Annotated in this window: 16 protein-coding genes and 1 riboswitch; of the genes, 15 read left to right on the top strand and 1 reads right to left on the bottom strand. The window is 38.3% G+C overall.

The window, feature by feature from the left end; genetic code table 11:
• Window positions 1–8 precede the first annotated feature (8 nt).
• The 11 genes from spoVAD (at window position 9) to LRP81_RS15625 (ending at window position 10,458) form a co-directional block, all read left to right on the top strand.
• Window positions 9–1,019, top strand: a complete 1,011-nt coding sequence (gene spoVAD, locus LRP81_RS15675) for a stage V sporulation protein AD (protein WP_230502735.1) — start codon at window positions 9–11, stop codon at window positions 1,017–1,019.
• 1 nt (window position 1,020) lies between these two features.
• A complete protein-coding gene (spoVAE, locus tag LRP81_RS15670) occupies window positions 1,021–1,371 on the top strand; it encodes a stage V sporulation protein AE (protein WP_230502733.1) in 351 nt (116 codons plus the stop codon).
• A 6-nt stretch (window positions 1,372–1,377) separates the two neighbouring features.
• Window positions 1,378–1,989 (top strand): stage V sporulation protein AE, encoded by a 612-nt coding sequence (locus LRP81_RS15665; RefSeq protein ID WP_230502731.1) that lies wholly within the window; start codon window positions 1,378–1,380, stop codon window positions 1,987–1,989.
• Window positions 1,937–3,427, top strand: a complete 1,491-nt coding sequence (locus LRP81_RS15660; protein ID WP_230502729.1) for a spore germination protein — start codon at window positions 1,937–1,939, stop codon at window positions 3,425–3,427. Before LRP81_RS15665 ends, LRP81_RS15660 begins: the two co-directional genes overlap by 53 nt.
• Before the next feature lie 214 nt (window positions 3,428–3,641).
• On the top strand, window positions 3,642–4,967 hold the full coding sequence (gene lysA, locus LRP81_RS15655; RefSeq protein WP_230502726.1) for a diaminopimelate decarboxylase: 1,326 nt from the start codon (window positions 3,642–3,644) through the stop codon (window positions 4,965–4,967).
• 419 nt (window positions 4,968–5,386) lie between these two features.
• Window positions 5,387–5,824 (top strand): peptidylprolyl isomerase, encoded by a 438-nt coding sequence (locus tag LRP81_RS15650; protein ID WP_230502724.1) that lies wholly within the window; start codon window positions 5,387–5,389, stop codon window positions 5,822–5,824.
• A 320-nt stretch (window positions 5,825–6,144) separates the two neighbouring features.
• Window positions 6,145–6,295: riboswitch (FMN riboswitch) on the top strand.
• 137 nt (window positions 6,296–6,432) lie between these two features.
• Complete coding sequence (ribD, locus tag LRP81_RS15645; RefSeq protein WP_230502721.1) at window positions 6,433–7,524, top strand: bifunctional diaminohydroxyphosphoribosylaminopyrimidine deaminase/5-amino-6-(5-phosphoribosylamino)uracil reductase RibD; 1,092 nt, start codon at window positions 6,433–6,435, stop codon at window positions 7,522–7,524.
• A gap of 16 nt (window positions 7,525–7,540) precedes the next feature.
• Window positions 7,541–8,191, top strand: a complete 651-nt coding sequence (ribE, locus tag LRP81_RS15640) for a riboflavin synthase (protein WP_230502815.1) — start codon at window positions 7,541–7,543, stop codon at window positions 8,189–8,191.
• 16 nt (window positions 8,192–8,207) lie between these two features.
• A complete protein-coding gene (locus LRP81_RS15635) occupies window positions 8,208–9,410 on the top strand; it encodes a bifunctional 3,4-dihydroxy-2-butanone-4-phosphate synthase/GTP cyclohydrolase II (RefSeq protein WP_230502719.1) in 1,203 nt (400 codons plus the stop codon).
• Between the two features lie 52 nt (window positions 9,411–9,462).
• A complete protein-coding gene (gene ribH, locus LRP81_RS15630; RefSeq protein WP_230502717.1) occupies window positions 9,463–9,927 on the top strand; it encodes a 6,7-dimethyl-8-ribityllumazine synthase in 465 nt (154 codons plus the stop codon).
• A 168-nt stretch (window positions 9,928–10,095) separates the two neighbouring features.
• The gene (locus LRP81_RS15625; protein ID WP_230502715.1) at window positions 10,096–10,458 is read left to right on the top strand and encodes a GNAT family N-acetyltransferase; all 363 of its coding nucleotides are present in this window, start codon (window positions 10,096–10,098) and stop codon (window positions 10,456–10,458) included.
• Window positions 10,459–10,626: 168 nt separating this feature from the next.
• On the opposite strand, the gene LRP81_RS15620 is transcribed toward LRP81_RS15625, so the two are convergent.
• Window positions 10,627–11,160, bottom strand: a complete 534-nt coding sequence (locus tag LRP81_RS15620; RefSeq protein WP_230502713.1) for a DUF309 domain-containing protein — start codon at window positions 11,158–11,160, stop codon at window positions 10,627–10,629.
• A gap of 124 nt (window positions 11,161–11,284) precedes the next feature.
• On the opposite strand from LRP81_RS15620, the gene LRP81_RS15615 reads away from it, so the two are divergent.
• The 4 genes from LRP81_RS15615 (at window position 11,285) to LRP81_RS15600 (ending at window position 13,740) form a co-directional block, all read left to right on the top strand.
• On the top strand, window positions 11,285–12,067 hold the full coding sequence (locus LRP81_RS15615) for a segregation/condensation protein A (protein ID WP_230502712.1): 783 nt from the start codon (window positions 11,285–11,287) through the stop codon (window positions 12,065–12,067).
• Window positions 12,054–12,632 (top strand): SMC-Scp complex subunit ScpB, encoded by a 579-nt coding sequence (gene scpB / locus LRP81_RS15610; protein ID WP_230502711.1) that lies wholly within the window; start codon window positions 12,054–12,056, stop codon window positions 12,630–12,632. The genes LRP81_RS15615 and scpB overlap by 14 nt, the downstream gene beginning before the upstream one ends.
• 95 nt (window positions 12,633–12,727) lie before the next feature.
• On the top strand, window positions 12,728–13,171 hold the full coding sequence (locus tag LRP81_RS15605) for a hypothetical protein (protein ID WP_230502710.1): 444 nt from the start codon (window positions 12,728–12,730) through the stop codon (window positions 13,169–13,171).
• Between the two features lie 80 nt (window positions 13,172–13,251).
• Entirely contained in the window at window positions 13,252–13,740 is a 489-nt protein-coding gene (locus LRP81_RS15600; RefSeq protein ID WP_230502709.1) for a YpuI family protein, read from the top strand.
• Window positions 13,741–13,963 lie beyond the last annotated feature (223 nt).

The raw sequence follows: 13,963 nt of genomic DNA, 5'->3' as shown, positions 1-13,963 counted from the left end.
GTTTTTTGATGAGATTAGTTGGCAAACAAAGTTGGGTATTTGAAAATCCAGTTTATATAAATGCAAGTGGAACAGTAGTTGGACCTAAAGAGGCAAAAGGGCCGCTCGGTTCCCTTTTTGATAAAGCCTATCCTGAGCTTCATTGTGGGGAGGACAGTTGGGAGCTTGCAGAGAGAAGATTGATGGAGCAATCGATTAATGTGTGTTTAGGAAAAGCGGAATTAGACTATTCTGATATTGACCTTTTTTTGGCTGGAGATCTATTGAATCAAAATGTTACTGCAAATTATGTAGCAAGACATAACCAAATTCCATTTCTATGTATGTTTGGCGCATGCTCCACATCGATGGAAACATTGGCGGTTGGATCTGCACTAGTGGATGGCGGATTTGCTAATAGGGTTCTTGCAACTACTAGCAGTCACAATGCAACAGCGGAAAGACAGTTTCGTTATCCAACAGAATATGGTGGGCAAAAGCCGGATTCAGCGACATTTACTGTTACTGGGGCTGGGACAGCACTTATTAGTAGAGAGCCAAGTCCAATAAGAATAACTTCTGCAACAATTGGCAGAGTAATGGACTTGGGCATAACGGATCCGTTTGACATGGGATCTGCAATGGCGCCGGCAGCCGCTAATACTATTTGGCAACACTTTGAGGATTTAAATGAACATCCAGATCAGTATGATTTAATTGTTACCGGAGATCTTTCAGGTGTTGGAAGTCCGATTTTAAAAGAATTATTAAAGGAAGATGGTTATGATATTTCGGAGAAGCACAGTGATTGTGGGCTGATGATATTCAGACCTGATCAGAACATATATGCTGGGGGAAGCGGCTGCGGTTGTTGTGCAGTAGTCACATATGCTCATCTCATGAATGAACTGAAAACAGGCATCCTGAAAAAGATATTTGTAGTTGCTACTGGTGCCCTTTTAAGCCCTACGATGATTCAACAAAAGGAATCCATTCCAACAATTGCACATGGAGTGGTACTTGAAAGGGTGGATCCATAACATGGAGTATCTTATTGCTTTTATAGTAGGTGGAATTATCTGTGTAATTGGTCAGTTACTTTTGGATTTTGCCAAACTTACACCTGCACATGTAATGAGTACGTTTGTCGTTGCAGGAGCGGTATTGGACGGATTTGGCTTATATGATAAATTAATTGATTTTGCAGGTGCAGGTGCAACAGTGCCGATAACTAGCTTTGGACACTCCCTTCTCCATGGGGCAATGCATCAATCTGAAAAACATGGATTTATAGGAATAGGGATGGGGATCTTTGAGTTAACTTCAGCGGGAATATCAGCGGCAATACTTTTCTCTTTTCTTGTAGCGCTTATTTTTAAGCCGAAAGGATAGGTCCACATGATAAAAAAACGGGTCATATTAATAACTGATGGAGATGTATATGCAAAGAAAACCATTCAATATGTTGCGAAGTATTATGGTGGGAGATGCATTTCGGCATCCTTTGGAAACCCTACCCTTCTAAGTGGGTCGGAGCTAGTAAAACTAATTCTCAAAGCTAAAAGTGAACCCGTTTTTGTTATGTTTGATGATAGTGGATTTTTAGGGGAAGGGGCTGGAGAGCAGGCGTTAAGATATGTAGTGACGCATGAACAAATCGAAGTGCTTGGTGTCATTGCTGTTGCTTCCAAAACACATCAATCCGAATGGACAAAAGTACATGTAACGGTGGACAGAGATCTGCAAGTATCTTCCCATGGAGTTGATAAAAGTGGAATACAAGAAATGGATATTGGAAGAATAAACGGTGATACCGTATATTGTCTGGATGAATTACATATTCCGCTCATAGTTGGGATAGGCGATATAGGAAAGATGGCCAGAAGAGATGATGTAAAAATAGGTGCACCGATTACTAGAAAAGCCGTCGAAATTATTTTAGAGAGGAATGGGTATAATGTCTCACAATGGAATGGAAAAAGTTCCGATATCACCGAAATTGACGAATAATGAAAAATTCTTCAAAGACGAAGTGGGACTGGACGTTAGCTTTGACCTTGGCGTTAGGAAAATAACCGTATTAGGAAGAGAGCTAAACATCTATTATGTGAATGGATTATGTGACACCATGTTCATTATAGAACTTATGGAGGAACTCCTTCATATTAATGATGTGGAGCGAAAAACATATAAGGTAAAAGAAATCATATTCAATCGTCTTGTTAACCAACAAGTGGAAACAATCGAATATATGGACGAAGTGGTAGACCAAGTACTTAGTGGATTGATAGTAATTCTTCTTGAAGGGGAAGAAAGCGGATTTGTCATTGATACCCGTTCATATCCTGGGAGAAACCCTGAAGAGCCCGATACAGAAAAAGTTGTACGTGGAGCTCGTGACGGTTACGTGGAAAACATTATTGTTAATACAGCACTTACACGCAGACGAATAAGGGATGAACGGCTTCGTTATGAAATTTTCCAAGTAGGCGAACGGTCGAAAACCGATATTTGCCTCGCATACATAAAGGATGTTGCTGATACAGATCTAGTAGATGTCGTTCGCAAAGAAGTAAAAAGCATTGACATTGATGGACTGACCATGGCCGATAAAACGGTGGAAGAGTTTCTCGTCAAACAAGGATTTAACCCTTTTCCTCTTGTCAGATATACAGAACGACCTGATATTGCAGCTACACACCTTTTAGAAGGTCATGTCATTCTAATGGTAGACACTTCGCCAAGTGTAATTATTACCCCTACTACTTTTTTTCACCATGTACAGCATGTGGAAGAATATCGACAATCTCCAGCTGTCGGAACATTTGTAAGGTGGGTCAGATTTTGTGGGATTTTCGCATCATTATTTCTATTGCCATTATGGTTTTTGATGATATTAGAACCACAACTTTTACCAGAACCAATTAGCTTTATTGGGCCAAATGAAGAGTCAAATATTCCGATAGTCTTTCAAATATTTTTAGCAGATATTGGTGTGGAATTTTTAAGGCTTGCAGCTATTCATACGCCTACTGCCCTATCAACTGCAATGGGTTTAATAGCAGCTGTGTTAATAGGACAGATAGCAATTGACGTGGGTCTATTCGTACCAGAAGTAATTCTGTATGTATCCGTTGCTGCAATTGGTTCTTTTACGACTCCAAGTTATGAATTGAGTGTGGCAAATAAAATAGTCAGGTTACTTTTATTAATTAGTGTTGCATTATTCAAAGTACAGGGGCTTGTCATTGGAATAACGTTGTTCATATTATTGCTGGTAGGAACAAGATCACTTAACACCCCTTACTTATGGCCGTTCATTCCGTTTAGTCCGAAAGCTTTATTAATGATATTAATAAGAAGAAGTACTCCTGGAGCAAAAATCCGTCCAAGTATTGTTCATCCCAAAAATCGTTTTAGACAACCTCAAGATAATTCAATTGAATGAATATTCGCTTGATAGACCATGACAGTTATGGTAGAGTTTATTTTAATTAAGTACAGGATAAAAGCAAGAAAAAACGGCTAATTCTGTTTAGCTGTTTTTTCTGTTCAAATGTAGCCTTTATTTTTCTTATCAAGGCTATCACACACCCAATTTATAGGGGTAAAGAATAAGGTAATATTATATTCAAATAATCGGTAAGAGGGGAAAAGGGAATATGTACTTTCATGGAACTAGCAAAGTAAACAATAAAGGACATCTTGAAATTGGTGGAGTGGATACAATAGAGCTGGCAAATCAATACGGCACCCCTCTCTATATTTATGACATTGCACTTTTTCGTGAGCGTGCGAGAGATTTTCAAAAAACATTTCAAAACCTTGGAGTACAAGCGCAAGTTGCCTATGCAAGTAAGGCATTCTCGTCTGTTGCCATGTTTCAACTTGTTAAAGAAGTAGGTTTATCTTTGGATGTGGTATCTGGTGGGGAGCTCTATACCGCACTTGTCGCAGACTTTCCCGTTGAGCGTATCCATTTTCATGGGAACAATAAAAGCGAAGAAGAACTTGAGATGGCTGTGAAAAACAAAATCGGATGCGTAGTAGTGGACAACTTCCTTGAACTTTCCATGTTAAATGAAATCTGTGAAAAACATGATTATATGATGCCTGTTTTACTGCGTGTAACGCCAGGTATCAATGCACATACGCATGACTATATTTTAACTGGTCAGGAAGATTCAAAATTCGGCTTTGACCTTCAAAGTGGGCAGGCTCATGAAGCAATGAAAATTGCTTTTTCAGCCTCTAATTTGGATTTGCTCGGAATACACTGCCATATAGGTTCACAAATTTTTGAAACAACAGGTTTTAAACTTGCGGCTGGAAAGCTTTTCGAAACCCTAAAAGATTGGAAGGAAACGGAAGGGTTTGAAGCAAGAGTTGTAAACTTGGGTGGCGGATTTGGAATTCGCTACACAAAAGAGGACACCCCACTCCCAGCATCTGTATATGTGGAAGAAATTATTGCTGATGTCAAAGCTTTTGTTACCGATCATGCATTAAACATGCCTGAAATTTGGATAGAACCTGGCCGCTCGCTAGTAGGAGATGCCGGTACAACGATTTATTCAGTTGGATCAAAAAAAGAGATTCCCAATATCCGTCATTACTTAGCTGTGGATGGGGGAATGACAGATAATATTCGACCTGCACTTTATCAGGCAAAATATGAAGCGGTCCTAGCCAATCGAGTGAATGATGTGGCAGATGATAAGGTCTCCATTGCTGGAAAATGCTGCGAATCCGGTGATATGCTTATTTGGGATCTTCCTTTACCAAAAGCAAATCACAAGGATTATCTGGCAGTATTTTGTACGGGCGCCTATGGCTATGCAATGGCAAATAACTATAACCGTATTACAAGACCAGCAGTTGTATTCGTCGAGGATGGAGAAGCGCAACTAGTAATCAGACGAGAATCCTTCGAAGATCTCGTACGATTAGATGTACCTTATCAAAGTAAGAGTAAGGTCACAAAGTAATTAATTACCAAAAACCGCCAGGATTAGTATCTCGGCGGTTTTTTGATACGGAACAATGATATTATGCAATAGTAATAATGAAGGTAGAAAAGAGCAAGTCCTAGGGAGAAAGGGTCCTCATCGGCAGTATAATAACGAAAAAGAGTCCGAAAAGGTGCAGAAAATATCCTCACCACCGGAATGGAATTTCAAAAGAGCTAGACTATTACAGAAGAAAAAGCTCTCAGTAGCATAGGGAAGAAACTTAGCCTATATACCAATAGAAATTAATCGAACTTACACGGAGCGAGTACCATTAATCATAATCTTCTATCAAGCAAAAAAATGACTAAGCTGATTCATATCCCTCTTACTTCCTTTTCCGGTTATTTTCATGTATGATAAGACATGGTTGATTTATACAAAAAGGAGTGTTAACTATGGCAAAAACAGGATACATACTAATGGAAAATGGCGAGAAAATTGAGTTTGAACTTTACCCAAACGAAGCACCAAATACTGTGGCTAACTTTGAAAAGCTAGCTAACGAAGGTTTCTACAACGGAGTTACCTTCCATCGTGTTATTCCAGGTTTCGTGAGTCAAGGTGGAGATCCAACAGGTACAGGTGCTGGTGGAAGTGGTACAACAATTAAGTGTGAAACAGAAGGTAACCCTCATAAGCATGAAGCTGGTGTTTTCTCTATGGCACATGCCGGTAGAGATACTGGTTCGAGTCAATTCTTTATTGTTCACCAGCCACAACCGCATTTAGACGGAGTACATACTGTATTCGGGAAAGTGACTTCTGGACTTGAAACTGCTAGAAATATGAAAAATGGCGATGTTATGGAAAAAGTGGAAGTAAAGGACGCATAAAACGAAGAGAGCAGAAATGCTCTCTCTTTTTTTAGTGGCTCTGTTGATTTAAATTGTACCTCCGCTGTTTTACAGGACCTTTACTTGAGTAAGCTCTGTTTGCTTAAAGTTAACACAGGATTTTTACATAGCCGTTTGACTAGAAATAGAAAGCAGGTAAGCCAACATGAAAAAAAACTGGATTCTACTAGGGATTCTCTTTGCTCTTGCTTTAGTTTGGGGACTCATCTATTGGATATTTATCGTGTAAATGGAATCAGAAAATTTCACTTTTCCAAAAGATATGCTAAGATAATTAAGATAGCTACATAATTACATATAATGTCCTTCGGGGGTGGGTGAAATTCCCTACCGGCGGTGATGAAGCATCTGCTTCTTAGTCCGTGACCCGATTTTCTTTAAAAAAGAAAAGCGGTGGATCTGGTGAAACTCCAGGGCCGACAGTGAAAGTCTGGATGGGAGAAGGATTAATTGCCAAGAAAAACAGTGAAAATTTCCGTTTCGGACACTGTTTATTTTCCTATACGCAATTTTAATCCACCAAACCTCTAAGGAATGATTCTTAGAGGTTTTTTTATATGTGAATTTATTAGGGGGAGGAGTGTTTTATGAACGATAAGTATTTTATGGATTTTGCCATTGACCTTGCCAGTAAGGTGGCAGGGCAAACCTCTCCTAATCCTGTTGTTGGAGCAGTGGTTGTAAAAAATGGAGAGATTGTTGGTTTTGGAGCTCATCTAAGAGCTGGTGAACATCATGCGGAAGTGAATGCTATCCAGATGGCTGGTTTAGAAAAAACAGAAGGATCTACTGTATACGTCACGCTTGAACCGTGTAGTCATTATGGGAAAACACCACCTTGCTCAGATTTACTTATACGTTCAAAAGTTAAAAAGGCTGTAATAGCTTCTGTTGACCCGAATCCGTTAGTTGCTGGAAAGGGAATTGAAAAGCTTAGAAGTGCTGGGATTGATGTGGAAACAGGCATATGTCAAGAGGAAGCAAACTTGCTAAATGAAGTATTTTTCCATTTTATTAAGACAAAAACACCATTTGTTACGCTAAAAACGGCTGCAAGCTTGGATGGAAAAACAGCAACTTCTTCAGGTGAAAGTAAATGGATAACAGGTAAGGATGCTCGATTAGATGTACATCAATATCGACATAAACATGATGCTATTTTAGTAGGAATCGGAACTGTTTTTGCGGACAATCCAAGTCTGACGACGAGATTACCGAATGGAGGTAAAAACCCGATTCGAATAGTTTTAGACACACAGTTACAGATACCCATTGATTGCAAATTATTGACAGATCAGCAAGCACTAACATGGATTATCACCGGTTGCAACCCTCCTGCAAACAAAACAAAAATGGTGCAAGGACTAAAGGGAGTAAAAGTACTACCTTTAGCAACAGAAAAGGTAGATATCGAAAAGGTACTACATTTACTAGGAGAACTAGGGATTACTTCTTTGTTTGTGGAGGGTGGAGCAACTGTTAATGAGAGTTTCCTCAAAGCTCATGCCATTAATAAAGTGATTACCTATATTGCTCCGAAATTAATAGGTGGTAAAAACGCTCCAACAATAATTGGTGGAGATGGTTATGCCGCAATGTCAGAAATAATGGAATTAGAAGTAAGGGAATTTTCTAGGGTTGGAGATGACCTCAAAATCGTTTCTGTTCCTAAAAAATAAATGGGAGGTGTATCATATTTTTACAGGCATAGTGGAAGAAATAGGTGCTTTAAAACAAATAACAAAAAGTGACCAAGCTATAATTCTAACAATTGAGGCGAAGAAAGTATTAGAGGATGTTAAACTTGGCGACAGCATTGCAGTAAATGGTATTTGTCTTACAGTAACATCCTTTTCCTCTAATAAGTTTACTGTAGACGTCATGCCTGAAACAATAAAATCAACATCTCTTTCAAGTTTAGATGTAGGTAGTAGAGTAAACTTAGAGCGTGCAATGATGGCTAATGGTCGTTTTGGTGGTCATTTTGTAAGCGGACATGTAGATGGAATTGGAACAATTATTCATAAAAAACAAATTTCTAATGCGGTATATTACCATATTAATGTAGATGAGAATTTGGCAAGGTACCTGATGTTGAAAGGATCTGTAACAGTAGATGGAACCAGCTTGACGATATTTGGAACAGCTGATTTAACTTTTACTATTTCTCTTATTCCTCATACCTTAACGGAAACAATTCTTGGAGAAAAGGGAATAGGAGATATCGTTAATATTGAGGTGGACATGCTGGCAAAATATATGGATCATTTATTGAATCAACAATCGGCTCCGACAAAAAAGAAAGAAATGACTCTTTCTTTTTTAGAAGAGAATGGTTTTAGATAAGGTGGGGTGAGTGAGGGTGAGTATAGTTTTTAACACAATAGAAGAAGCATTGTCAGATCTACAAGAAGGAAAAGTTATTATTGTATGCGATGATGAGGATCGAGAAAATGAAGGGGATTTCGTTGCTCTGGCTGAAAAAACAACCCCTGAAATCGTAAATTTTATGGCAACACATGGTCGTGGATTGATCTGTGTCCCAATTCAAGAGGATGTAGCGGATAGACTGGAACTTGTTCCAATGGTTAATCATAATACAGATTCCCATGGAACGGCATTTACCGTGAGTATAGATCACAAATCAACGACTACTGGTATCTCTGCATATGAACGATCGACTACCGTTTTGGAGCTCTTATCCTCAAAAGCTTCAGCGGGTGACTTCAAACGGCCAGGTCATATTTTTCCATTGGTTGCAAAAAGAGGTGGAGTGTTGCGAAGAGCTGGACATACAGAAGCAGCTGTTGACCTTGCGCAAATGAGCGGATCGTTTCCAGCTGGTGTCATATGTGAAATTATGAATGAAGACGGATCGATGGCAAGAGTACCCGAACTTCGTAAAATAGCCGATAAGTTTCATTTAAAGATGATTACCATCAAAGATTTAATTCAATTCCGTAATAGAAAAGACAAGTTAGTTCATAGAGAGGTAGAAATTAAACTTCCTACTGAATTTGGCGAATTCAAGGCAATTGGTTATTCAAATGTGGTAGATGGAAAAGAGCACATCGCCTTGGTTAAAGGAGAAATAAACCCCGATACTCCTACTCTTGTAAGGGTTCACTCTGAATGTCTAACAGGGGATGTATTTGGATCAAATCGTTGTGACTGTGGTCCACAACTTCATGCAGCCTTATCACAAATTGAAGAAGCGAAAAATGGTGTGTTGTTGTATATGAGGCAGGAAGGGCGAGGTATCGGCTTGTTAAATAAAATGCGTGCCTATAAGCTTCAGGAAGAGGGCTACGATACTGTTGAAGCCAATGAGAAACTTGGATTTGGTGCAGATTTACGTGATTATGGGATTGGAGCACAAATCCTTCGCGACCTTGGCGTGACTAAAATGAAGTTACTAACCAATAACCCTCGTAAAATTGCAGGTCTAAAAGGATACGAGTTGGAAGTAGTCGACAGAATTCCTTTACAAATGCCAACAAAATTGGACAATGAAAATTATCTAAAAACAAAGCATACTAAGCTCGGTCATATGCTGCACTTTTAGTAGATGTAGCGAACAGTATTTTATACATTCATAAATAGAGGAGGAAATAAAGATGGCAAAGGTTTTTGAAGGAAATTTAGTAGGATCTGGACTAAAGGTGGGAATTATAGTAGGGAGGTTTAATGAATTTATTACAGGGAAACTGCTTAGTGGCGCAAAGGATGCTTTGAAGCGTCACGGTGTTGAAGAAGAAGGGGTGGACGTTGCTTGGGTTCCAGGTGCATTCGAAATCCCTCTTGTAGCAAAGAGGATGGCGGATTCAGGAAAATACGATGCGGTTATTACACTTGGTACAGTAATCCGTGGATCCACACCACACTTTGATTATGTCTGTAACGAAGCGGCCAAAGGGGTGTCTCAAGCATCTATGCAATCTGGAATCCCAGTTATTTTTGGGGTGTTAACGACAGAGACCATTGAGCAAGCCATTGAAAGAGCGGGAACAAAAGCTGGAAATAAAGGCTGGGAAGCTGCTGTAGCAGCAATAGAGATGGCAAACCTGCTACGTGAATTGTAATATTTACTCTAAAAGGGTGTACTTTAAAGTACTAATTGGATAGAATGTATATCTAAGAGTATGAAATTCTTTCAAGCGGGAACGTTTTTGAAAAAACTCCCTATACTGACATTAGTAATAATGCTGATTGTTTTCGGATGAAAGTTTTTCAATAATGAGGGGTAATATATGTTAATTCGTTATAAGAAGAGCTTTGAAAAAATTGCTATGGGTTTAATGTCCTTTATGCCGACTGAAAAAGAGCTAAAAAAATTGCAGCAATCTATGAAAGACTACGAAGAGAAAGACAATTGGCAGCTTTTCCTCTGGAAAGAAGATGATATTATCGGATTGATTGGAATCGAGTTGGAGGAAGAAAGTTTCACCATCCAACATATTAGTGTGATTCCATCTCACAGAGGACAGGGGTTTGGCAAGAAAATGGTGGTATCACTTACAGAGACCTATCCTAACAAAGCGGTGAAAACAACACAATATACAACTGCATTTATTGAAAAATGTGATTTGGATAAAGAGGCGTGCGAGGACTAGCAAGAAATATACGACGTGGTACCGGTAAAAGGTTCCACGTCGTTTTTTAGGCTTTTTTTCAATTATTTTTGCAAAACAGCTTATTCTATGAATGTATAAGATTTTGAAGTTACAACGATGTATTGCTTCAGGAGCTTTGCTCATTATCTCGAAAAAGTATCAGGGTATTCATCCGTTAGAGTCCTTCTTTTTTTTCCTCGCATCAAGCTGGCGCTGCCTTTCTAGGATGACTTCAGTACGGTCTCGTAAGGAGTGTCTATTAATCAACGCTGCATCTGTCAAGTCGCTAATTGCTCCCCAAATTTTATTGGAGGAAGCTGCCTTACTTTGGCAAGAAATAAGAAGATTGGAATCTTCAATTGGCAAATTAAAGCTCCTATATGGACTTCCTTGCTCTATATCGAGTATTCTTTCATTCAACAATTTTTCAAGTGCCACTGAATCCAGACCGAGTAATTGAATACAATCGCTTTGGCTTGTTACTATATGAACAGCATTTTGCAGCATTTTCTTTGCACCAGACAAATTACCTCTTCTCTGGTGATATAAACCAACAGCAATTTGAATGAGTCCAACCCAATGGATATCCCGTTCTTGAGCTTCTTTTTCCTTCCAGTATTCCTCTAAGACTTCATGACACTCAAAATAATCACGGTCACAATGAAAATGGTATAAATAATCAAGGTAGGCTTGTGGATACAATCATTTTCCCCCTTTCCCTTTATGTATTTGTAATAATATTTTATCATAATCATGAAAACTCTATAAAATGTTGGTAGAATACTCTATACTATTTTATAGTTTGATGATTATGTTAGGTGGATGAATGATTGTGCAGGAATATAGTGTAAAAGTTGAGGCCTTTGAAGGTCCTTTAGATTTATTACTACATTTAATAAATAGACTAGAAATTGATATTTATGATATCCCGGTTGCCCAAATTACGGAACAGTACTTACTATACATTCACACGATGAAAGAACTACAGTTGGATGTAGCCAGTGAATACTTAGTGATGGCTGCTACTTTGATAGAAATCAAAAGCAAAATGCTGCTCCCGAAGCATGATGAGGAGTTAATGGAAGAGGAAGGGGAATTTCTTAATTTTGAGGAAGATCCTCGTGAAGAATTAATGAATCGATTAATTGAGTATCGAAAATATAAAGAAGCCGCAAATGACCTTAAAGAAATGGAAGAAGAACGCAGTCACCTATACACAAGGCCACCAAGTGATTTAAGTGAACTTATGAAAGAAGTGAAGCCAGAAGAGGTCAAGTTAGATGTTTCCCTTTATGATATGTTAGGAGCTTTGCAAAAACTAATGAGAAGAAAAAAATTGCAAAAACCTTTGCAGACAAGGATAACACGGCAAGAAATTCCGATTGAAAAAAGAATGGAAGAATTGCTTCATGACTTACGTAGTTTTAGGGGAAGAAAACATTTCTACGAATTATTTCCAGAATCTACAAAGGAATACATCGTAGTGACATTTCTGGCATTGCTAGAGTTGCTGAAGAAGAATAATATTTTGCTTGAACAAGACAACAACTTTTCCGATATTTACGTTTCTTACAAAGAAGGAGGGATGGATGAGAATGGCTATTATTAATTGGAAAGCTATTGTAGAGAGTCTGTTATTTGCTTCTGGGGATGAAGGGCTAACTTTAAAGCAACTAACAACCGTATTAGAGGTGGATGAGCCTGTTGCAAGAGATATCCTGTCAGCTTTAGAAAAGGATTATCAAAAAGTAGACAGGGGAATAACGTTAATAGAACTTGCTGGTACGTATCAACTTACGACAAAAAAAGACCACTCTGTTTATTTGAAACGACTAGTAGACTCCCCTAGCTCTCATTCTCTTTCTCAGGCAGCATTAGAAACATTAGCAATTGTTGCATATAAACAGCCGATAACAAGAACGGAAGTGGAGAATATTAGAGGGGTCAAGACCGAACGTCCGCTCCAAACCTTGGCTGCAAAAGCATTAATAAAAGAAGTAGGACGAGCAGAAGGGACTGGTCGTGCGATATTATATGGGACAACTAAGGAATTTCTCGACTATTTTGGAATGAAAGATATTAAGGAGTTGCCTCCACTAACAGAATCTATAGATGAAGTGGAGGATGAGGCAGATCTGTTTTTTGAAAAGTTTCAAGAAACGTTTGAATCTTAAGACTATTTCTGAGGTTTATGGTAAAATAGTAGGAAACATAGCTTTTTACATAAAAGCAGTTCTTGTAAAGAGGAGCAGCAATAAGGAGTGACCAAATGCGAATAAAAGAAATCAAAGGCTATGAGCTGGAAAAAGCCCAATCTAATACTTCGGAAGATTTCTTCAACAGGTCGATTGTTACGTTTGAGTACGAAGGAGTGGAGCGAACGTTTCATGTTCTCTATATCCGCTATTTTGATGAAACCTTTGCAGAGTTTATACCTGTGTTGGAGAACAGGCATAACCCTATTTTTGAAGTTGCAGGAGAAGGCGTCACTTTCAAAGATATCGTTGCAATTACTTGTTTAATTAAAAATCCAAGATTTCGAAATAGGAAAAGAATCTACATTAATACTCGAGAAGAGCTTGCAAGTTATTTTGAGGGTATACAGATTGATAAATTGAAAAAAGTTTTTGAAGAGCTGTACAAGAATGATTTCTACGAATTAACCTCTCCTTTGAAATTCTTAGTCCCATCTTATTCAAATAATAAAGGGTAGGAATATTCACAAAATATGAACGTATGTTGTAACAAACTATTAAAATAGCAAATATTTAATACTTGGAGGGTCATTTTTCAATGGCAAATACAATTGTTAAATCGCAAACAGAACAAGTAGAAAGTTTTTTAGAAAATACTGTACATCAATTAAATACCTTTTTAAACAGTACAACACTTTCTACCTTAATGGACGAGTCTTCAACCAAAGTGGAGTATGTCGAGCTTTTATTATTAAACACAAGACGTCTTGCTGTTTTTTGTGATGAAGGATTAAACGCTTGTCAAGTAATATTAAAAAGTGAACCGTTCCGTAAGTCCGCAGCTGAAAAAGTATTATATAATATTTATCATCAATGCATTGAGGAATTCTTTGCTCCTAGAAATGATGCGTGGTATGAAGATAGCCGTTCTGCATATACAGGGAAAAATTCCATTCAGTTCCACCACAATCCACCTGAGTCGATGAAAGCTGTAATTAGAGGATTAGAAGCTGATTTTCAATCAATTCGTGAAGAGCTTGAATACTATGAAACAGATTACCGGACAAAAATGATACAAAGTAACTAACCAAAGAAAAAACACCGTCTATATTAAAGTAGAGGTGTTTTTTTGATTTTAATGAAAAAACCGTTTCTACATCCCTTGGCTCGACCAATTCATCTCCTTGACTCGTCTTTTCCTTGCCAATATTTTTACCAGGCGTCTTTCGCTATACTTTTTGAAAATATCTAGGTTCCTGCCCGCCTGTCTTATGCATAGGATAACACGATGAGTGTAAAGGAGGACGATT

The organism is Sutcliffiella rhizosphaerae (genome assembly GCF_917563925.1).
Lineage (GTDB): Bacteria > Bacillota > Bacilli > Bacillales > Bacillaceae_I > Sutcliffiella_A > Sutcliffiella_A rhizosphaerae.
The sequence above is the reverse complement of the archived record's forward strand: the minus strand, read 5'-3'. Positions and strand labels throughout refer to the sequence as shown.